Annotated in this window: 19 protein-coding genes; 13 read left to right on the top strand and 6 right to left on the bottom strand. The window is 71.3% G+C overall.

Annotated elements, in window-relative coordinates; genetic code table 11:
• Positions 1 to 94 precede the first annotated feature (94 nt).
• From KBX63_RS02805 to KBX63_RS02780, 6 genes are all read left to right on the top strand, one after another.
• A complete protein-coding gene (locus KBX63_RS02805) occupies positions 95 to 1,027 on the top strand; it encodes a CDP-alcohol phosphatidyltransferase family protein (RefSeq protein WP_210907704.1) in 933 nt (310 codons plus the stop codon).
• Positions 1,027 to 2,775 (top strand): sulfatase-like hydrolase/transferase, encoded by a 1,749-nt coding sequence (locus KBX63_RS02800; protein WP_210907702.1) that lies wholly within the window; start codon positions 1,027 to 1,029, stop codon positions 2,773 to 2,775. Before KBX63_RS02805 ends, KBX63_RS02800 begins: the two co-directional genes overlap by 1 nt.
• A gap of 25 nt (positions 2,776 to 2,800) precedes the next feature.
• The gene (locus KBX63_RS02795) at positions 2,801 to 3,739 is read left to right on the top strand and encodes a phosphotransferase family protein (RefSeq protein ID WP_210907700.1); all 939 of its coding nucleotides are present in this window, start codon (positions 2,801 to 2,803) and stop codon (positions 3,737 to 3,739) included.
• A gap of 89 nt (positions 3,740 to 3,828) precedes the next feature.
• Positions 3,829 to 4,206: a hypothetical protein gene (locus KBX63_RS02790; RefSeq protein WP_210907698.1), complete on the top strand. Its 378-nt coding sequence runs from the start codon at positions 3,829 to 3,831 to the stop codon at positions 4,204 to 4,206.
• 3 nt (positions 4,207 to 4,209) lie between these two features.
• A complete protein-coding gene (locus KBX63_RS02785) occupies positions 4,210 to 4,806 on the top strand; it encodes a GNAT family N-acetyltransferase (RefSeq protein ID WP_210907697.1) in 597 nt (198 codons plus the stop codon).
• 41 nt (positions 4,807 to 4,847) lie between these two features.
• Positions 4,848 to 5,192: a hypothetical protein gene (locus KBX63_RS02780; protein WP_210907695.1), complete on the top strand. Its 345-nt coding sequence runs from the start codon at positions 4,848 to 4,850 to the stop codon at positions 5,190 to 5,192.
• Between the two features lie 543 nt (positions 5,193 to 5,735).
• Here KBX63_RS02780 and KBX63_RS02775 read toward each other — a convergent pair.
• Both KBX63_RS02775 and KBX63_RS02770 read right to left on the bottom strand, forming a co-directional pair.
• Entirely contained in the window at positions 5,736 to 6,776 is a 1,041-nt protein-coding gene (locus KBX63_RS02775) for an IS110 family transposase (RefSeq protein ID WP_210907693.1), read from the bottom strand.
• An 86-nt stretch (positions 6,777 to 6,862) separates the two neighbouring features.
• On the bottom strand, positions 6,863 to 7,804 hold the full coding sequence (locus KBX63_RS02770; protein WP_210907691.1) for a transposase: 942 nt from the start codon (positions 7,802 to 7,804) through the stop codon (positions 6,863 to 6,865).
• 717 nt (positions 7,805 to 8,521) lie between these two features.
• Between KBX63_RS02770 and KBX63_RS02765 the strand changes: the two genes are divergently transcribed.
• On the top strand, positions 8,522 to 9,844 hold the full coding sequence (locus KBX63_RS02765) for an FAD-dependent oxidoreductase (protein WP_307871584.1): 1,323 nt from the start codon (positions 8,522 to 8,524) through the stop codon (positions 9,842 to 9,844).
• Positions 9,845 to 10,519: 675 nt separating this feature from the next.
• Here the strand turns inward: KBX63_RS02765 and KBX63_RS02760 are convergent.
• Positions 10,520 to 11,113 (bottom strand): helix-turn-helix domain-containing protein, encoded by a 594-nt coding sequence (locus KBX63_RS02760; RefSeq protein WP_210907687.1) that lies wholly within the window; start codon positions 11,111 to 11,113, stop codon positions 10,520 to 10,522.
• 38 nt (positions 11,114 to 11,151) lie between these two features.
• Here KBX63_RS02760 and KBX63_RS02755 point away from each other — a divergent pair, with 38 nt between their 5' ends.
• From KBX63_RS02755 to KBX63_RS02740, 4 genes are all read left to right on the top strand, one after another.
• The gene (locus KBX63_RS02755) at positions 11,152 to 12,762 is read left to right on the top strand and encodes a bifunctional NAD(P)/FAD-dependent oxidoreductase/class I SAM-dependent methyltransferase (protein ID WP_247661611.1); all 1,611 of its coding nucleotides are present in this window, start codon (positions 11,152 to 11,154) and stop codon (positions 12,760 to 12,762) included.
• A gap of 229 nt (positions 12,763 to 12,991) precedes the next feature.
• On the top strand, positions 12,992 to 14,566 hold the full coding sequence (locus KBX63_RS02750; RefSeq protein ID WP_210907683.1) for a hypothetical protein: 1,575 nt from the start codon (positions 12,992 to 12,994) through the stop codon (positions 14,564 to 14,566).
• Positions 14,567 to 14,698: 132 nt separating this feature from the next.
• Entirely contained in the window at positions 14,699 to 14,965 is a 267-nt protein-coding gene (locus KBX63_RS02745) for an FAD-dependent oxidoreductase (RefSeq protein ID WP_210907682.1), read from the top strand.
• Positions 14,940 to 15,185, top strand: a complete 246-nt coding sequence (locus KBX63_RS02740; RefSeq protein WP_210908510.1) for a hypothetical protein — start codon at positions 14,940 to 14,942, stop codon at positions 15,183 to 15,185. Before KBX63_RS02745 ends, KBX63_RS02740 begins: the two co-directional genes overlap by 26 nt.
• Here KBX63_RS02740 and KBX63_RS02735 read toward each other — a convergent pair.
• The 3 genes from KBX63_RS02735 to KBX63_RS02725 all read right to left on the bottom strand — a co-directional run bounded on the left by KBX63_RS02735 (position 15,182) and on the right by KBX63_RS02725 (position 17,836).
• Complete coding sequence (locus KBX63_RS02735) at positions 15,182 to 15,955, bottom strand: nucleotidyltransferase domain-containing protein (RefSeq protein ID WP_210907680.1); 774 nt, start codon at positions 15,953 to 15,955, stop codon at positions 15,182 to 15,184. The genes KBX63_RS02740 and KBX63_RS02735 overlap by 4 nt on opposite strands.
• Positions 15,956 to 16,016: 61 nt before the next feature.
• Positions 16,017 to 17,357 (bottom strand): hypothetical protein, encoded by a 1,341-nt coding sequence (locus tag KBX63_RS02730; protein ID WP_210907678.1) that lies wholly within the window; start codon positions 17,355 to 17,357, stop codon positions 16,017 to 16,019.
• A 5-nt stretch (positions 17,358 to 17,362) separates the two neighbouring features.
• On the bottom strand, positions 17,363 to 17,836 hold the full coding sequence (locus tag KBX63_RS02725) for a hypothetical protein (RefSeq protein WP_210907676.1): 474 nt from the start codon (positions 17,834 to 17,836) through the stop codon (positions 17,363 to 17,365).
• A 102-nt stretch (positions 17,837 to 17,938) separates the two neighbouring features.
• Between KBX63_RS02725 and KBX63_RS02720 the strand changes: the two genes are divergently transcribed.
• Complete coding sequence (locus tag KBX63_RS02720) at positions 17,939 to 18,781, top strand: copper resistance protein CopC (RefSeq protein WP_210907674.1); 843 nt, start codon at positions 17,939 to 17,941, stop codon at positions 18,779 to 18,781.
• A gap of 250 nt (positions 18,782 to 19,031) precedes the next feature.
• A complete protein-coding gene (locus KBX63_RS02715; protein ID WP_247661610.1) occupies positions 19,032 to 20,543 on the top strand; it encodes a PA14 domain-containing protein in 1,512 nt (503 codons plus the stop codon).
• Positions 20,544 to 20,626: the final 83 nt, after the last annotated feature.

Raw genomic sequence — 20,626 nt, 5'->3', positions numbered from 1 at the left:
CCGGCCGAACCGAACGGCCTCGTTTTCCGTGTTCCCTGTCGGGGTCGTCGATCATAAACACGGAGGTACGGTGCCCACGGTTCGAAGTGGTCCGATGATCGGGCTGAGCGCGCAACTGGTCGTGTTGGCGGCGCTGGCCGCCACGGTGGGGCTGGGCGGCGCGGGCTGGCTGGTCGGGACCGGCTACGCGGTGGTCACCTGCCTCGCGTTGAGCCGGGGCCTGCACCAGGCCGGTGCGATCCGCCTCGGTCCCGCCGACCGGGTGACGCTGGCCCGGGCCGTCCTGGTCGGCGCGGTCACCGCGCTGGTGGCCAACTCGTTCGGCCGGCCGGCGCCGGTGGGCTTGCTGGTCACCGTGAGCGCGGTGGCGTTGCTGCTGGACGCGGTGGACGGGCAGGTGGCGCGGCGTACCGGCACGGTGAGCGCGCTGGGCGCCCGCTTCGACATGGAGGTCGACGCGTTCCTGATCCTGGTACTGAGCGTGCACGTCGCGCCGGCCGCCGGCGGGTGGGTGCTGGCCATCGGCGTGATGCGGTACGCGTTCGTCGCGGCGAGCGCGGTGCTGCCCTGGCTGGGCGGGTCGCTGCCGCCGCGCTACTGGCGCAAGGTGGTGGCCGCCGCGCAGGGGGTGCTGCTGGCGGTGGCCGCGGCGGGGGTGCTGCCCCAGCCGTGGACCACGCTGGTGCTGGTGGTGGCGTTGGCTCTGCTGGTCGAGTCGTTCGGCCGGGACGTGACGTGGTTGTGGCGACGCCGGCCGGCGACCCGGCCGGCCCACGTGCCGGCTGCCACGCCAACGCCGGCGGCGCCTGTCATGCCGACGCGGACCGCGTCGGTACCGTCTGCCGTGCCGGCGCGGACCGTGCCGCCGGTGCCCGCCCCGGTGGCCGGACCGGTGGCTCTGCCGCCCCTGCTGCCGGTGGTCGTCCGGTCGACGGTGGCGCTCCCGCCCCTGCTGCCGGTGCCCGCTCCGACGCCGGCGATGGCCGCGGGCTCGGGCTCTACGGTCCACTCCGACTGGAGGATGTGATGACCCTTCCCGCCCGGGTACGCCGGCTGGTCAACCGGTTCGGCTCGCGCCGGGCGGTTGCGGACGAGGCGTCGGCGCGTACTCCCGTGGTGTCGGCCGCGACCGGGCGCGGCCCGGCGCGGCGGGTGGCGGGCGGGGTGGGCAGCGCGTTGGCCGTGCTGCTGGTGTTCGCCGTGCTGGTCGGCCCGGACCGGCTCGGCCTCCTCACGCCGGGCGCCTTCCTGCGCATCCCGCTGGAGGGGCTGCTCGTCGCCGCGCTGCTGCTGGCCCTGCCGGCGCGGCCCCGGCGGGTGGTGGTGGCCGTGGTCGGGCCGCTGCTCGGCGTGCTCGCCATCGTGAAGCTCGCCGACCTGGGCTTCCGGACGGCCCTCGACCGGCCGTTCGACCTGGTGCTGGACTGGCTGCTGCTGGACGACGCGTTCGGTTTCGTCCGCGATTCGGCCGGTCGGGTCGGCGCGTTCGGCGCGGCGGTCGGCATCCTGCTGCTGGTCGGCGCGCTGCTGCTGGTGCTCACGCTGGCGCTGCGCCGGCTGGCGTCGCTGCTGGTCCGGCACGAACGGGTGGCGACCCGGGCGGTGGCCGCGCTGACCGTCGCGTGGGTGGCCTGCGCCGTCGTCGGCGTGCGGGTCGTACCGGGCGTGCCGGTGGCCGACGCCGGCACCACCGCGCTGGTCGGCGCGCACGCCACCCAGGTGGACGCCCGGCTGCACGACCGCGAGAGGTTCGATGCCCAGATCAACGCCGACCCGTTCCACGACACCCCGGGCGACCAACTGCTGACCGGGCTGCGGGGCAAGGACGTCATCCTCGCGTTCGTGGAGAGCTACGGCCGCGACGCGGTGGAGGACCCGGAGCTGGCGCCGCAGGTCAACGCGGTGCTGGACGCCGGCACCGAGCGGCTGCGCGCGGCCGGGTACCAGGCTCGCAGCGGCTTCCTCACCTCCCCCACCTTCGGCGGCGGCAGTTGGTTGGCGCACGACACGCTGCTGTCCGGCCTGTGGACGGACAACGAGCAGCGGCACCGCAGCCTGCTGGCCAGCGACCGGCTCACCCTCAACGGCGCGTTCCGCCGGGCCGGCTGGCAGACCGTCGGGGTGCTGCCGGCGGCCACCCAACCGTGGCCGGAGCAGGGATTCTTCGACTACGACCGCTACTACGACGCGGAGGCGCTCGGCTACCGGGGACCGAAGTTCAGCTACGCCCCGATGCCCGACCAGTACACGTTGTCGTTCTTCCAGCAGCAGGTGCGCGCCAGCGCCGACCGACCGGTGATGGCGGAGATCCCGCTGATCTCGAGCCATTCACCGTGGACGGCGGTGCCCCGAATGATCGGGTGGAACGAGGTGGGCGACGGCTCGATCTACCACGGCTCCGCAGTCGGCGAGGACAGCGGCGACGCCGACGACCGGGACGCCGGCCAGATCCGCGGCGGGTACCGGCAGGCCATCGCGTACTCGCTGGAGACCCTGATCTCCTACGTGCAGACCTACGGGGACGACGACCTGGTGCTGGTCTTCCTCGGCGACCACCAGCCCTCCCCGGTGGTCACCGGCGAGGGCGCCAGCCGGGACGTGCCGATCAGCATCGTCGCCCACGACCCTGCGGTGCTGGACCGGGTGGCGGACTGGGGTTGGCAGGACGGCCTACGGCCCGGTCCGCGGGGCCCGGTGTGGCCGATGGACACCTTCCGGGACCGGTTCCTGACCACCTTCGGGCCGTCGACACCGCCGATCGCCGCGCCCCGCTGACGCAGAGCATGCGGAGGAGGATCCCGTGAGCGGTACGCCGGACATCGAGGCAGCCCGGACACTCAAGCGGTGGATCGGTACGGCCGATCCTCAGCTGCTGGGTGAGGGGATGGAGGGCGCGGTCTACGAGATCGACGCGTCCCACGTGGCGAAGCTCTGGTTTTCCGGTTCTGTCGAGTTCTCGCGCCGGATGGCGACGTTCTACAACGCCCTGAACTCGAAGTCGCTTGCGTTCCGCGTACCAAGGATCCTGCAGGTGGAAGCCGTCGAGGGGCGGGTGGTCACGATCGAGCGGCGGTTGACCGGCGCCACGTTGTCGGACGCCCTCGCGGCTGGCGCGGTGCGGCGCGAGGACGCGTACAGAGTGGTTGTCGATGTTGTCGCCGAGCTTGCCGCCAGCGGTGAGCTCCCGGCGGCCCGTGAGCTGGCGGTGCTCGGTGAGCCCACTCCTCTGTTGGCAGCCGGGGACGACTTTCCGCTGGCACTCGCGCGGCTCGTGGGACGCCAGGTCGACCGTTTCCGGCCTGTGTTGAGTCAGGCTGTCGACGGCTTCGAGGCCAAGGCAGCTGCATTTCGGGACCGTCTACTCGAGATCGACAGCGGCCGGCGAGCCGTGATCCACGGCGACCTGGTTCCGGCGAACATCCTCGTCGACGCTCCGGGCGAGCCGTGCGCGGTGCTGGACTGGGGCTTCCTGACGACCGAGGGTGATCCGGCTTTCGACGCAGCGGTGGCCGCAGCGATCTTCGACATGTATGGGCACGAGGCTCCGCAGGTCGAACAGGAACTCCTCGACCGGATGGAGGAGCGGATGGGCTACGACCATGCCACCATGCTCGTCTATCGGGCCGCGTACTCCCTGATTTCGGCCAACGCCTATGACCCCACCGGCCAGGACGGCCACTTCGCCTGGTGTGTGGCGGCGCTCAACCGGGCCGACGTTACCGCGGCCCTACTCGGCTGACACCTCGATTCCGATACAACCATCCGGACAAACGCCCCTCCCCATTCATCTGCCCGATCGATCCGGTCGCTCCAGGCCAGAGTTTCGAAGTGGTGATGATCGAGGGCGACGCAACCATCATCAACGACAAGAATGAAGGCAACCTCGCGGCCGGCGGCGACCTCACCTTCGACAGCTACCAGGCTGGAGCTGTTCGACTGGGGGATGTGCACAAAGGCCGATGCGAAGCTGCCGCGCCATGGTCGAAGAGACGCTCAGGGGTGGCGGCCCAGCAGGCGCGGTTTGCGGGAGGCGATCGCGCGGCGCGCACTGCTCGTGCGGCGTTCTCGGTTGAGCGTGGACGCGCGGATCTGGCCGAGATGAGTACACCGATCATGACGGATGGCGTTGAGGTTGCCATGCAGCGAGATGCCGATGCGCAGTTGGCTGGGAACTTGACACAGGTCATCACCGCCGGGAGAGGATAAGGCGTGAGGGCAACCCTTTCGACGCCGCCTGCCATCCCCGCCGGAACCCTCGCCGCCGGCCCGCAACCGATGTTTTCCGCCCCGGGTGGCCTGCTCTTGCGACCCTGGGAGCCTTTCGACGCAGCAGTTTTCCTCGCTGCTTACCAGGACCCCGAGATCCAGCACTGGCACACTCGCCAACCTGCATCTGAAGACCAGGTCCGTGAGTGGTTCGATCAGTATCGCCAGGCCTGGGCGCAGGAGACGGGCGCGAGTTGGGCGGTGACCCGCGGCGGCAGTGAGGTGCTGGGGCGCATCGCCATGGGCGGAATGAACCTCGATGACGGTGTCGCGGGGTGCGCATACTGGGTGCTCCCGGCCGCCCGTGGAGCAGGTGTGGCCTCCCGCGCGCTGACGGCCTTGAGCGTCTGGGCACTGGGCGAGGCCGGTTTCCACCGTCTGCATTTGGATCACTCGACCCGCAACAATGCCTCCTGCCGGGTCGCCGCCAAAGCCGGTTTCCTCCTGGAGGGCACCAAGCGCAGCGACGCCGTCCACTCCGACGGCCGGCACGACATGCACCTGCACGCCCGCATCCGAGGCGACGAGCAACTCGCCTGATGTCGGCTTGCCTCAGCAGTCCAACGGAAAAGGGGGCTTCGATGAGTGAACTACTCGGCCTGGCTCGACGCCTGGCGGCTCCTACGGCTGAAGAGCGTGGCGATTTGCTGGAAAATCTCCAGCAGGAATTCGTCGAGGAACTGACATTCTCTTCCGCCGAAGACATCGTCAATATGTTGCGGACGATGCTCCAGCAAGATTGGATGGGGCTGCCGCCATGGGCGCGGAACCTGGCATTCCGGTTGGCCTGTCTTCAGCGTCCGGATGATGCGGAGTTGCTGCGGGTGGCGGCCGCCGACCTGATTGCATTCGGTCCGGACTGGAACGACGTGGCGCGCGGTCTCCAAGCAGAGGCCGATCGCATAGAGGCGGCGTCCGGAGATTGATGCGAAGCTGCGGCCCAAGCAGGTATTGCCCTTATGACAGTTCGTCGGCGGACCGACGCACTGTCATGCCGCTGACCGCGCGCCATGCTCCGTGACGAGGCATGGTGGGGTCTAATCCTCGGTCGTGGCTCCCCTCTGTGTCATCCATGAAGGAGCGGGGCCGGTCAAGGCTCGGGTTTTGACCCTCTGACGTTGATTTTTCCGGTTCCGGCAATGGGCTTCGGGCAGGCGTGTGTGCGGTGCCGGGGTCAACGGCTGGGCCGTAGGCCCACCCCGCAGGGGCTTGGCCTTGACGCCGGCGCCGTGCGCGCCATGCTGGTGATGCCGGAAGGCGTTGTGGGTGGTCGCGTCACCAGGTTCCGACGGATGTCGGAAGGCGGGCCGAGGGGTTCGGCTGCCGGTCATCCATTCGCCCCGCGAGGGTTCGGGGGCATGGTGGTGTGCGACCGTGACCGGACGGGGTCAATCAAGCGGGCGGCCTCGCCGTCGGCCGACGGGGGCCAGACACAGAACGACCACGCGTCCGGTCACGTCCGAACCTGCTCACGCCGCCGCCCTGGTGGCCGGTGCGAGGGCGCGGATGTGCCCGTCACGCAGGCCGTAGTAGACGAGGGTGAGCAGCTTGCGGGCCACCGCGACGGTGGCGATGTTGCGTCCACGGCGCTCGGCGATGGCCGCCCGTCGGGAGACCAGCCAGCCGGCGCGGTGCGGGACACTGTGGGCTGCCTCGACCGCGGCCCACCGCACCAGCGTGGAGCCTTGTTTGGTGATCCGTCCCCGGTGCACGACAAGGTCGGACTCGCGGTGCCGCGGGGTCAGCCCGGCCCACGAGGTCAACTGCGCCGGGCCGGGGAACCGGTCGACCTCGCCAATCTCGGCGACGAACACCGCCCCCAGCACCGGGCCGACACCGGGGATGGCCTGGATCGCGGTATAACCACGGTGCCCGGCTAGCCTGGCCCGGATCGGCCCGGCGACCGCGTCGATCTCGAAATCGACCGCCTCGATCAGCCGGCACAGCGAGGACACCCGCCCGCGGTAGGCGCCGTCCAGCGGTGCCCGGGCTAGCAGTTCCCGCCCACCAACCCCGAACAGATCCGAGACAGCGATGTGCACGCCCTGTTTGGCCAACACCGCATGCACCGATGCCTTCAGGCCGCCGCGCCAGGCGACCAGCTTGGCCCGATACCGCACCAGCTCCCGCAACTCGCGCACCGCCGGCGGGGCCACATACGCCTCCGGCAACCTGCCCATCCGCAGCAGATCCGCCAGGTCGGCGGCGTCCCGGGCGTCGTTCTTCACCCGCCGGTAGGCAAACCCCTTCACCCCCAACGGATGCGCCAAATGCACCCGGGCACCGGCCGCGGTCAGCACATCCACCGCCCAGTACCAGCCATAGGTGGCCTCCAGGACCACCTCCGGGTCGGGACCGGCCTTGGCGATCTCCAACCCCAGCGCGACCGGGTCATTGTCAATGCGCACTGTCTCGAGCTTCTCGCCGCTCTTGATCATCCGCACGATCACCGAACGGCGCCGGTGCAGATCGATACCCACGATCTGCCGGCCGTCGTACTCTGCCTGCATGAGGGGCCTCCTTCGTCGTGAGACGTGAGCACCCCGAGCATCCCGCCCGGGACCCACGAGGAGCGAGGCCCCGCTCCTTCATGCCATCAAGCCATCGTCGGGAGTGGGGTTCTAAGCTGGGTGGCGGCGGGTCCGGGAAGTGACTTCTCCGAAGAGCCGGCATGGGGATGTGAGCTGGTCACGCTGGAGTCAGTAGTCGTCTCCCGTTGTCCTCCCGGGCCCGTCGCCGTCACCGTGGCCGTCGTGGCGTCGTCGACCATCTGTCGGTAGACGATGTCGGACAGGCGCCGTTTCAGCGCGCGCATCGCTTCCATCGATGTCTTGCCGTCGGCTTTCTTGCGGTCGAAGTAGGCGCGTCCTTCGGTGGGGTTGCGTAGCTGGACGGTGGCCATGATGTGCAGTACCCGGTTGATCTGCCGGTTCCCGGCGCGGGAGAGGCGGTGTCGTACCTGCTCGCCGGAGGACGCGTCGATGGGGGCGGTGCCGTTCCAGGAGGCGAAGTGGGCCCGGTTCGGAAACCGGGTGATGTCACCGACTTCGACCAGCAGCCGGGCGGCGCCGGAGGGTCCGATGCCGTGCAGGTCCATCAACGTGGTCCCGGTGGAAGCTACGAGTTCTTTCAGTTCCTTGTCGGCTTCCTTGGAACGCCGGTAGATCCGTTCGAGGTCACCGATCAGCTCCGCGGCGACCCGACGTCGGGCCTTGCCGACCACGTCACGGGGCCGAACCGTGGCCAGCAGTGCTTTGGCCTGGGCGGCGGACAGACTCTTCTTTGCCCCACCCGGAATGAGCTCCAGCAACAATTGGTGCAGCTGGGACACCATCCGGGTGTGGTCCTCGCCGAGCGAACGGCGGCGGTCGACCAGGATCCGCAGCATGGCGAGCTGCTCATCGTTGACGACAGGGCGCAGTCCGGCCATGCGGGTGCCGACCAGCGCGATGGAGTGGGCGTCGGTGGTCCCGCAACCCGGGGCCGAACCTGCGAGTGGTACCGGACGCGACATCGAGCAGGCGAGGGCGGGCACCATGGACGTAGATCAGAGTCTGCGAGTCGAGCCAGGCGTACCGGGACACGCTCGTGCGGAACTGAGTCGACCGTCCCGGTTCCACGCCCTCGACGCACAGCCTCCTGTCATCGCCTCTCCACCGCACCCACGCCACCACGTCCCCGGCAGGGCTGACCGAGAGCGACGGCGGACCCCACCCGAACCGCCCGACCTTCACCTCGCGCACCACCGCACCCTGCCCGTCAAGCAGGGTCAGACCGGCGCCACGATGAACCACGTAACCGCCGCCAGGCAGGCACACCGGATCGTGCGCGTAGCCCTGGTGGACCTGCTGCCAGACCCCGTGACGCGGGTCGCACCGGAACAGGCGTAGATCACCCCGCTCATTGGCCCCCACGTCGGGCACACGACGACCAGTTGGAGCACCCATCAGGATGAGTTCCTGCCGGTGGCCGCACCACCGAATCGCGGACACGAACGAGAACGGTTGCAAAGGCACCCGGAACACGTCTGCGTCCGGCCCCGGCGTGACCAGCAGAGCTTCCTTATCCAGACGACGAAACACCGCAACAGCATGCCCACCGTGGCAACGTGCAACAAGCTCGTGGCCGAATCTCGCACCGTTGCAGTCGGCATCCTCTTTTGCCGCTGTCCGCTCGGATAGAGCTTGGGACGCCCGGAAAGTTGCAGGGCGTCCCCGGACTCGGCCCGGCTCGAACGGGCTGCCACCCTCTCCCGATGCGGCAAGGGCGCGGTCATCCGGAGCCACCGCACCTTGGGCGAGGAGGGCAAGAGCTTAGCGGCACTCCGGCGCACGGACATGCCGCCGACCGACCGCTACGCACTGTCACCACAACGGATCAAGTCGGCACCCGGTTCGTGGCCGATGAGCGGATGCCGCGCGTCTGGGTACGGTCGCAGCGTGAGCCGGTGTTCTGTCAGCCGGCGCACGAGATCCGATATTTGACTTGCTACGAAGCGAGGGGCTCGAGGGCGTTGACACGAGTGGTGGTTGTGGGAGCCGGGATCGTCGGCGCAGCAGTGGCGTTCGAGGCGGCACGGGCTGGAGCCGAGGTCGTCCTGCTGGACAAGTCAGTGCCTGCTTCGGGAGTGACTGCGGACTCTTTCGCCTGGATCGGCGGTCCGCGCATTGGAGACGTACCAGACCCCAGTACGCCCCTGCGACGCCGAGTTCTGCAGGACTACCGGCGCCTGGAGGAAGAGGTACCGGGTGTTCGGGTGCGTTGGCGAGGTTCCTTGATGTGGGGTGAGAACCTGCCTGCCGATGACGCACCTCTCGGACCGGACGAGCGCCTCCTCGACGCCACGGAGGTCAGGCAGTTGGAGCCGCGTCTGCGGGAACCGCCGATGCGCGCCCTGCACCTCAGGGGCCACGGAGCCGTTGACCCGGTCGCCGTGACGCAGGCGCTGGTGAGCGCGTCAAAGGACCATGGTGCGAAGCTGATAGCCAACTCCGCCGTCACCGCGCTGACCGTGCGCGACGGCCGGGTCGTGGGGGTGCAGGCGTCCACCGGTCCTCTGGCCGCCGACACCGTCGTCGTAACCGCCGGTGTCGACGCGCCCATGCTGTGTGCGCCGCTCGGGTTCGACCTCCCCATCGCGCCCTCCCCGGCCCTCCTGATGCGCTTCACCGGACCGCCCGGCCTGGTTCGTACGCTGGTCACCACCCCGCATCTGGAGGTTCGCGAGGCAACCGACGGTCATCTGTTGGTCGCCGCCGGCTACAACGGTGAAATCAGCCACGAGGACCTGCAGCGAGCAGGCGAGCAAATGCTGCACCGCCTCATCGCCACCTTCGACGCCGAGGACGTCCACCTGGTCAGTGTGCGGCTCGGAACGCGACCCATGCCAACCGACGAGCTGCCGATTGTGGGTCCCGTCCCGGGCGTGGATGGGGCCTACGTCGCGGTGATGCATTCCGGCATCACGCTGGCCCCGACCGTCGGGCGGCTTGTCGCCTCGGAGATCGTGGACACCGTCGAGGCCGAGCAGCTCGCCGGCTTACGGCTGACCCGGTTCCACTCAGATACCGAGTACTGACCACCGTCCCAAAACCGGTGCAGCTGTCTGACCGCTGGCTGCGGTCAGACCCCGACATAGTGCCTCTGCGGCGTGCAAGGTCAGCTCCCCTCATCTGCCGTCGACCGACCGCTACGCACTGTCACCACAACGGATCAAGTCGGCACCCGGTCGTGCCGATGTGCGTGCGTTCGATCATGCTGATGAGATTCAGCAGAGTCGATGCATAAGCAGCTGTGTATCCACGGATGGATGCCTACCTTGCTGTACAAATACAAGGGCAAGCGTCGTCGCCGACGTTGGCCAGCAGTGCGCGACCGTTCGGACCGGCCCAGGTGCACAACGCGGTCGCCGGGACCCGGCATCGTCTCTAGCGCCGCGCCGTCGTGACCGCTCAGGGCCGAAGCGTCGAGGCCAGCAGAACACGGTGGGCACGACATACTCGGGGTCTCGACGGGCTCGTGCTCAGACCAAGGGCGCGCGACGCACTCAAGGCGCACCGCACGAACGGACCGCAGCGATGGTGACCGGCCCGGTGGAGGTCAACCGGAAGGTCTGGATACCCCGCGCGGCCGAGTGGATCGTCGCTCAGCACCGGGACCACGGCACGTGCCCGCACTGCCGTGACCGTCGATGCGACTCCGTCACCTGGGCACAGAACCGGCTGGCGACGTACGACCGGCAGTAGAGCGACGACTACCCCTTGTCGGATCCGGCGGGCCGGGCGCGGACGTGCAGCCGCTCCCCCTGCGGCCCGAAGAGGTTGAGGACCTCGGTGGTGCCGGGACCGGGGTTGATCACCCGGTGTGGCGTGCGCGTGTCGAACTCGGCCACCTCGCCCGCGGTCAGCGTCAGGTCGTGCTCGCCGAGCAGCAGGCGCAGCTGGCCGGAGAGCACGTAGATCCACTCGTACCCCTCGTGGGTTTGCTGGGTGTGCTCCCCGGTGGGCGTGTTGGGCGGGAGTATCTGCTTGAACGCCTGCACGCCGCCCGGTCGGCGGGTCAGCGGCAGGAACGTCACGCCGTGCTGGACGATCGGCTTGGGGCGTACCCGTGGGTCGCCGGTGGCCGGGGCGTCCACCAGTTCGTCGAGCGGCACCTGGTAGGCCCGGGCCAGCGGGAGCAGCAGCTCCAGGGTAGGCCGGCGGCTACCGGATTCCAGCCGGGACAGGGTGCTCACCGAGATGCCGGTCAGGTCGGCGAGCTGGGCCAGCGTGGTCCCGCGCTGGTGGCGCAGGGCGCGCAGCCGTGGGCCGACGGCGGCCAACGCCGTGCTGTCGTCGTTTGCCATAACGGCAAGGATAGTTGCCACCTGGCCGGCGGCGACGGATGGTGGGCTCAGCCGACAACCAAGGGGAGATTCCGGTGGACGAGACATATGACGTGGTGGTGGTGGGCGGTGGCGCGGCGGGGCTCAGCGGAGCGCTGGCGCTGAGCCGGACCCGACGGTCGGTGCTGGTGATCGACTCCGGTGAGCCGCGCAACGCACCGGCCGACCACGTGCACAACTACCTGGCGCGGGAGGGGACGCCGCCGGCCGAGCTGGTCGCGGCCGGGCGCGCCGAGGTCGCCGGGTACGGCGGGCGGTTCCTGGCCGGGCGGGTAGAGGCGGCGATCCGGGACGACGACGGGTTCCGCCTCAGCCTCGACGACGGGCGCGAGGTGCGGGCCCGTCGGCTGCTGGTGGCCACCGGCCTCACCGACGAGCTGCCCGACGTGCCCGGGGTGGCGCAGCGGTGGGGCCGCGACGTGCTGCACTGCCCGTACTGCCACGGCTGGGAGGTCCAGGACCGGCGGATCGGGGTGCTGGCCACCGGCCCGCTGGCCGTGCACCAGGCCGAGATGTGGCGGCAGTGGAGCTCGGACGTGCTGCTCCTGCTTCACGACGCGCCGGCCCCGGACGAGGAGACGGCCGAGCGGCTCGCCGCCCGGAGCATCGCCGTGGTGCCCGGCCCGGTGGCCGGGCTGGAGGTCACCGGAGACGCGCTGACCGGCGTACGGCTCGCCTCCGGCCGGGTGGTGGCGCTCGACGCGGTGGTGGTCGCCACTCGGACCGCCCCCCGCGCCGGCATGCTGGTGGGGCTGGGTCTGGCTCCGGAGGAGGTGACGATGGGCGGGTACGTGATCGGCACTCAGATCCCCGCCGATGCCACCGGGGCGACGAGCGTCCCGGGTGTGTGGGTGGCCGGCAACGTGGCCGACGTCCGCGGCCAGGTGATCGCGGCCGCCGCGGCCGGCCTCACCGCCGGGGCGGCGATCAACGCCGACCTGATCGCCGAGGAGACCCGCGACGCGGTGACCGCGTATCGGCAGTTGCGGGCCACGGCCTTCGAGCAGCCGGCATGGGAGGAGCGCTACCGGTCCCGGCCGGCGGTGTGGAGCGGCCGGCCGAACCCGCAGCTCGTCACCGAGGCCGCCGATCTGGCTCCGGGCCGGGCGCTGGACGTGGGCAGCGGCGAGGGCGCCGACGCGGTGTGGCTGGCCGAACGGGGCTGGCGGGTGACGGCGGTGGACATCTCCACCACCGCTCTGAGCCGGGCCGCGGGGCACGCCGAGACCGCCGGCGTCGGCGACCGCATCGAGTGGACGCACGCCGACCTGCGCGAGAAGCCGCCCGCCGAGGACGCGTACGACCTGGTGTCCGCGCAGTTCATGCACCTGCCACCGGCACAGCGGCAGGAGCTGTTCGCCCGGCTGGCCGCCGCGGTGGCGCCGGGCGGCACCCTGCTGATCGTCGGGCACCACCCGTCGGACCTGTGGACGTCGGCGCACCGGATGCACCTACCGGACATGATGTACACCGCCGAGGACGTGGCCGCCTCGCTGGACCCGGCCGACTGGGAGGTGCTCACCGCCGAGGCCCGCCCCCGCACGGGCACCGACCCCGACGGCCGCGAGATCACCCTGCACGACGCGGTGCTGGTCGCCCGCCGGCGCTGAACCCACCCAACCGGGTCGATCATGGAGTCGTGGTGGGTCACAAGAGTGGCGGATCGGGGTCTTTCGGGCACCACGACTCCATGATTGACCGACGAAGGGTGGGCGGGGAAAGCGGTGGTGGGGCGGGCCTTCGCATGGCGCCGCCTCGGCGGTAGCGTTGCGCCACACTCACGGCCCGCGGGGCGGTAGACCGCCGGCCCTGGCGCCCCGATCGTACGGAGGATGGTGCATGTCCATCGGCGCTGAGCCGCTCGCGGTACGCGACGACGCGGCCTCGCGGCCGAGCTTCGAGCTCACGCTGCGCGGCTACGACAAACGCCAGGTCGACCGGCACCTGGAGCAGCTCGACGGTCAGGTCGCGATGCTGAGTGGGGAGCACGGACGCTCCGCCGTCCGGGTCCGTGAGCTGACCGCCGAGGTGCAGCGGCTGCGCGCCGAGCTGGCCGAGCTGCACGAGCAGCCGGTGCACGTGGACCGCGCCTCGTTCCAGGATCTGGGCCCGATGGTCGGCGAGATCCTGGCCCTCGCGGAGAAGCAGGCCGCCATGATCAGCGATTCCGCCACCGATCTGGCCAACGAGCTGCGCGCCGAGGCCGAGCGGATCCTCGCCGACAGCCGCGAGCGGGCCGCGCAGGCGCGCCAGGACCTGGCGGAGGAGCTGGCGGCCCGGCGCGCCGAGCAGGAGCAGGCGCACGAGGAGCGGCGCAGCGCGGCCGAGGCCGAGCTGACCGCGATCCGGGAGCACGCCGAGCAGCTGCGCGCCGACGGTGAGGCCGCGCACGAGCGCGCGCAGAACGAGGCGAAGCGGATCACCGAACAGAGCGCGCAGCAGCTCAACCAGACCCGGGTCGCCGCCGACGCGCTGATGAAGTCGGCCCGTAGCCAGATCCAGCAGGAGCTCCAGGCGGCCCGGGCCAAGAGCCAGCAGGAGCTGGCCCAGTGGCAGGCCGGGATCGAGCGCGACGTCAACGACCGGCGGAGCGCCGCCGAACAGGAGATCGCCGAGCAGCAGGCGGCCGCGGAGCGGGAGCTGGCCGAGCAGCGCAGCGCCACCGAGCAGCAGATCGCCGCGCTGCTGGCCGAGGCGCAGCAGCACGTGACCGAGCTGCGCAACCGGGCCGACGAGCAGGCCGCCACCCACCAGGACCAGCTCGCCGCCCTCCAGCAGGAGATCGAGGAGCACCGGCAGGAGTCGGCCCAGCTGCACGCCGAGCTGGAGACCGCCCAGCAGCAGCTCGCCGAGGTGCGCCAGGAGGGCGAGACGCTGGAGAACGAGCTGTCCCGGGTGCAGCAGCGGCTGGGCGAGGTCCGTCGGGACCTCACGGCCGAGAGCGCTCGGCTGGACGAGGCCCGACGGGCCGGAGACTCCGCCGAGCGGCACGCCAAGGACGTCCGCGCCCGGGTGCAGCGGGAGGCGAAGCGGGTGGCCGACCTGGCCGCCGCCGCCGTCATGGCCGCCGCCGCGGGTGGCACGGAGACCGCCGAGTACCCGATGGTGGGCACCCGCTCCAGCGCCGAGCGGCCCGGCACGGAGCGGGCCAGTGTGGAGCGACCGAGCGCCGAGCGGCCGGGCGTCGACCGGCCCGGCAACGACCAGCCCGGCAACGACCAGCCCGGCAACGACCAGCCCGGCACCCGCGCGGACGAACCGTCGGCGACTGCCGACCGTACGGCCGCCGCGGAGGGGCACACCGGCGAGGCCGACCCGACCTTGCCGCGACCCGGCGGCACCGGCGAACCGACGCCCGTGCCGTTCCTGCCCTTCGGGCAGCCGGTCAGCGAGAACGGCGCCGCCCGGACCTGAGCTCGAGGCGGGCCCGGCGCGGAGTTGGCGGTTCTGCTCGGAACGGGGCCGATGGTTCGTCGAAGCTGACAGCTGGTCTGGCCGCCGCGCACGGGCGGCGGCACCCGGCCCGGCGGCCGAGAGGAGCACCCGGTGACCGACCAACCGGAGGAGTTCGACCTGCTCGTCGTGGGCGGCGGCAAGGCCGGCAAGACGTTGAGCATGGACGTCGCCCGGTCCGGCCGGCGGGTGGCGATGGTCGAACGCGGCATGATCGGCGGCAGCTGCATCAACGTCGCCTGCATCCCGACCAAGGCGCTGGTGACGAGCGCGCGGGCGGCACGCCAGGTACGCGGGGCGGCCGCGCTCGGCCGCCTCGCTCGACGACTACCGGATCATCCGGGCGAACCTGGCGGGTGAGAGGAGCAGCATCGCCGGTCGACTCGTCCCGTACACCGTCTTCACCACCCCGGAGCTGGGCCGGGTCGGTGTCACCGAAACCGAGGCGCGCCACGCGGGGTACGACGTTCAGGTGGTCCACCTGCCGGTCGCCGCGATTCCCCGGGCCCGCACCCTGCGCCAGACCGAGGGGACGTGGAAGGCGGTGGTCGCGTCGCTCCAGTCCCGCCCGGTCCGCTAGGGCCGGCCGGCGATCTCGGCGCGGACCCGGTGCTGGAAGGCGCGCGCCTGCGTGCCGGTGGGCGGGGACCCACCGCGCCGCGCGGCGACCGCCCGGCCGATCACCTCGGCCGGGTCGCCGGCGTCGATCAGGCGCTGCCCGGCGGCGACCTTGGACAACCAGACGCCGTCGCGGTGACGCACCAGGGACCGGCAGGCACCGAGCACCGCGTCCTCCGCGCCGGGGGCGGGTCGGTCGTCCGGCGGCGTCGGCAGGGCCAGCCACCAGGACAGCGCCTCGATCAGCAGGCGGCGCAAGTCGGCCGACGTCAGGTCGGCGAAGGCCTCCCCCGCTGGCGGCCCGAGCAGCGGCAGGCCGCTCTGGTGCAGGATGCTGCGATCCAGCCCGTACCAGAACCGGCCGTCGGCCGTCGGCCGGTCGTCCGGGTCGAGGGTGCAGCGGAACGGCATCCCGGACCCGGTGTTCAGCTCCACCTCGAAGCCGGGCTCGGGGCTGCCGGCGGCGGCGACCTCCCGCCGGTAGGCCACCAGCTCCAGCCCGCGCGCCGGGCAGGGCAGCGCCTCGTGCCGCAGCCGCGCCACCAGCGCCCGCTTGTCCGCTTCGGTCAGCGGCCCGGCGCAGAGCAGCGCCACGTCCACATCGCTGCGGCCTGCCTGGTACGCGCCGAGCCCCACCGAGCCGGCCGCGTACGCGCCCACCAGGTCGTCGCCGAGCACGTCGCGCGCGGCGTCGACCAGCTCGTCGAGGTAGCGCCGAAGATCCGAATCCACGCCTCATCCTCGCCCCCGGGTCGCACCGGCCCGGAACGGGGTCGCCCGGTCGGCGGCGGCCCTACCCGGCGTAGAGCAGCAGCAGGCCGGCGACGGTGTAGGCGACCATCAGCGCCAGCAGGGGAAGCTGGCCGGCCACGGCCCGGGCCCGGGGGAACAGGTACAGGGCGCGGTCGTGGGCGAGCAGCGTGCCAAGCAGGTGCCCCAGGATGATGACGGTGATCTGGAGGGTGGCCACCCCGGACGGGGTGACCAGGCCGGTGTGCGGTTCCCAGCCGGCGGTGCCGAGCCGGTTCGCGCCGGTGTCCAGGGGATCGGAGAGCAGCGCGACGGTCCGCTGACCCTCCAGGATCAGCAGCGAGTAGTAGTGGGCCACCAGGTAGCCCGCCGCGATCGGCACGATCGAGTGGGCGAGTTCGCCGGGCAGCCCGCGGGCGTCGCCGGGTCCGGCGCGGCCGATCCGGGTCGCCGCACCGGTGGCGGCGAGGTACGCCGCGGCGACGGCGGCGATGACCAGGGTCAGCCCGGCGCTGCCGGTGACCACCGGGGGCAGGCCGTTCTCCTGAATAAAGCGCAGCCAGGCCGGCGCGTTGGAGAGGCTGTCGAACATGGTGGAGCCGAGCAGCACGATCACCACGGCGACCAGCCCGGGGCGGGGCCGCAGCCCGGCGATCCCGTCGAGCGGGTTGCGCCACACCAGCACGCCGTCCGCTGCGCGGCCGACCGGGGCGAGGTGGCCGACCAGCGCGCTGTACACCTCGAACGGGTCGGCCCGGTCGAACCAGCCCGCGCCGAACAGCGCCGCCCCGGCCAGCATGACCACGGCGTACCCGGCGAGCCAGGCGGTGATGACCGGCAGCGTGGCCCGGTCGGGTGCGACCAGCTCCAGCCAGACGAACCCGAACAGGGCCACGGCCGCCGGCCAGAGCCCCAGGCCGGCCGGCAGCTCGCGGAGGCCGCGCTCCGGGTCCCGGCGCACCACCAGCACGGCGAGCAGATGCACGGTACGCAACGGGTTGACCGCCCGCCAGACGGGGCCGAGCAGCAACGACACGGGCACCAGCCCGACCCAGAGCAGCACGTAGAACGTCCCAGCCGTCGGGTTGTCCGGGGTGTCCGGCCCGCCCAGCAGGCCCAGGCAGAACCAGCCGGCGGCGAGCAGGCCCAGCCCGCGCAGTCCCCACCGGAACGCGGGCGCGTCGACGAGCCGGGCCAGCGGCTCGGGCACCGGCCGTCCGCCGGTCGCGTCCCGGTCGAGCCGCGGCTCGCGCCAGAGCAGGCCCAGAGCGAGGAACGTGACGACCAGGGTGAGGGCCGCGGCGAGGACGAGCTGCGGCAGCGTGATCGGCAGGTCCTGGCGACCGCCGACGCCGTGCGCCAGCAGCGCCGGGGCGCCGGTCATGGTGCTCAGCGGACGACGAGCTGGAACAGCACCAGCTCGGACTCGTGCGTCTCCACCTCGAACAGCCCGGTCTTGTCGGCGCGGAACTCCACCGACCCGGGCGTGCCGGCGGGCAGCCGGGCGCCCAGGTCGTAGCCGTGCACGTGCAACTCGTCGGAGACGTCGGAGGTGACCGTGATCCGGACCAGCTCGCCCTTACCCACGGTGACCCGTGCGGTGGGCGGGTCGACCCGCCGCTTCGCGATTGTCACGGTGATCTGCCGGTCCACCGCAGGCGTGCTGGCGCTGGCGCTGGGTGTGGCACTGCCCGACGGGGTCGGTGCCGTGGTGGCGCTCGGCGGCGCGGCGGCCGTCGGCGGCGTCGAGGGGGTGGCCACGGACGGGTCGCTGTCCTGCCCGCAAGCGGTGGCGAGCAGGGCGGTGACGAGGCCGGTGGCGAGGACGGCGGGAACGCGGGAACCGGGGGCACGGACGAACACGGGCGGACTCCGAACGACGCGGGGGGACGGGTGTCGAACTGATCGTCGGGGAGGAGAACTCTACGTCTTGTTCGGTGGCGGGGAAATGACCATGATGAACGGATGCGATCGAGGTTCGTCACTGCCCGTCACCTCCTGAGCCGAGTAGCGGCGGCGCTGGCCGTGACCCTGGTCGTGTCACTGCTGCTGCCCGCCGCTCCGGCGTCCGCGCACGGCCAGTTGGCGACCTCCACCCCGCTGACCGGCACCGTGGTCCGCGAGCCGCTGACACAGCTCGGGTTGTACTTCACCGAGAAGCCGGCCTCCAACGCCCACTTCACCGTCACCGGGCCGACCGGGTCCCGGGTGGACAGCGGCTGGTCGTACGGCGAGCCGAAGCGGCTGGACAAGCCGGTCCAGGAGTACTTCATGGTCAACGGCGTCTTCGAGCCGCGGCTGTACCACACCGGCTTCCCGGCTATGGTGTCCGTCGCGCACTGGCCGGCGAAGGGCCGGTACACGGCCAGTTATCTCTCCGTCGCCTCCGACGGTGAGGCGGTGCGGGGCACCGTCACCTTCGACTATCAGGGGCGCAGCACGGCGGCGCCGGCCGGTTGGTCGCCGCCCACGGACGGGCCGACGCCCACTCTGCTCGCCCTGATCGAGGGCACGCCGTCGGCGAGTCCCGGCGCGAGCGCCGACGCGGGCGCGTCCGGCGCCCTGGCGAGCGAGCCGGCCGGCGCCGCAGAGGACCAGCGAGGCCGCGGATTGCCGCCCTGGCTGGTACCGGCCCTGATCGTCGTGGTGGTGGCCGCCGTCGTGCTGGTGGCGGCGCGCCGCCGGCCCGCCGCACGTGGCACGGCCGCCCCGACCCGCCGGGCCGCCGGGCCGCCCCGCAGATCGGGTACCCCGGCCCGCAAGCCCGGCAACCGGGCCGGTGGTCCCGCCCGGCGCGGGCGGCGGTAGGCCGGACACCTTGGCAGCGGGCATTCCCGGGCGTACTGTCACGAACTTTCGTACGGACATCGGGAACGTTTGATGTATCGACGCGAAGGCATGGACAGGTCAATCGAGCAACTTAATGTCTCGCCCATCAACCCCGTGTTTCCGAATCATCACTCGTCGGCGTCGAGGACGTTTCGGAACCGGGCCGGCGGCCACCACCCCACCACTGCTCCGCGCCGGCCGTCGGCACTCCTATCCCTTTGGAGGAACGATGGGCACACGGCTGCTGCGCCGATTCCGCAGTCCTGTCCTGGGTGCGCTCGCACTCGTCCTCGCCGCCGGCTTCTGGGCCGACCCGGCCGGCGCCGCCCCCGAGCAGGAACCGGGCGTCACGTTGCGCGTCTTCGACGTGCAGGTGCCGCTCTCCGAGATCTGCACGCTCAAGCCCGCGCAGACCCCGAACGTGGACAAGCTGATGTCCACGATCAACTGGTCGTCGACCGCAGACTTCGGCTTCGACAACTACTTCGTCTCGCAGGTGCTCGGCAACATCACCACCACCCAGGCCGGCAGCTACACGTTCCGGCTGAGCAGCGACGACGGGTCCAAGCTGTCGATCGACAACTCCGTGGTCATCAACCACGACGGCCTGCACGGCGCGACCCCGCCCAAGGAGGGCACGGTCACCCTCACCGCCGGGCTGCACCCGCTGCGCATCGACCACTTCGAGCGCGAGGGCGGCCAGCAGATCACCCTGGAGTGGAAGACGCCCGGCTCGTCGTCCTTCGTGGTCGTGCCGAACTCGGCGTTAAGCACCGACGCCGGAGTGGTCCGGGTGACCGCACCGGGTCGCAAGGAGTGCGAGGGGGTAACCGACTCCCCCGGCGACGGCCTGCCGCTGACCGGTGTGCACCCCGGCTACACGCTGACCAACCTGCGACCCACCGGCTTCCAGCCGAAGGTCACCGGGATGGACTGGCTGGCCGACGGCCGCCTGGTCATCTCCACCTGGGGCGGCAGCGACCAGTCCGGCACCTCCCAGGACGGCGAGGTGTGGATCCTCAACAACACCGGCGGCACGACCGGGCCGGGCAACGTGGCCACCAAGAAGATCGCCGGCGGCCTCAAGGAGCCGATGGGGCTCAAGGTCGTCGACGGGGTGGTCTACGTCTCGGAGAAGCAGCGGCTGACCCGGCTGGTGGACACCACCGGCGACGAGGTGGCCGACCAGCTCCAGACGGTCGCCACCTGGCCGTACGGCGGGAACTTCCACGAGTTCGCGTTCGGCCTGCTCTACCAGGACGGGTTCTTCTACCTGAACCTGTCGGTCTCGATCAACTCGGGTGGCGCGACCACCAACCCGCAACCGGCCGTGAACCGGGGCACCACCCTCAAGGTCAACAAGGACACCGGCGCGGTCAGCTACGTCGCCGGAGGTCTGCGGACCCCGCACGGCATCGGCTGGGGCCCGGAGGGCGGCATCTTCGTCACCGACAACCAGGGCGGCTGGCTGCCCTCGTCCAAGCTGGTGCACGTCAAGCAGGGCCGGTTCTTCAACCACTACATGAACCCGGCCGGCCCGTTCGACGCCAACCCGGTCACCCCGCCGGTGCTCTGGATGCCGCAGAACGAGATCTCCAACTCACCCAGCACCCCGCTGTACCTGACCAGCGGCCGGTATGCCGGCCAGTTCGTCATCGGCGACGTGACCTACGGCGGCCTCCAGCGGGCCAACGTGGAGAAGACATCCGATGCGGAACTGCTGTCAAGCAGCGGAAGGTAGTTGCTGGTTGGCAGCGTTGGGGAAGGCGACGGTTTCGTTGAAGGTGATGCGGTTGCTGAGGCAGTGGTGAAGGCAGCCGATCA

The organism is Micromonospora sp. U21, assembly GCF_018070045.1.
Lineage (GTDB): Bacteria > Actinomycetota > Actinomycetes > Mycobacteriales > Micromonosporaceae > Micromonospora.
The sequence above is the reverse complement of the archived record's forward strand: the minus strand, read 5'-3'. Positions and strand labels throughout refer to the sequence as shown.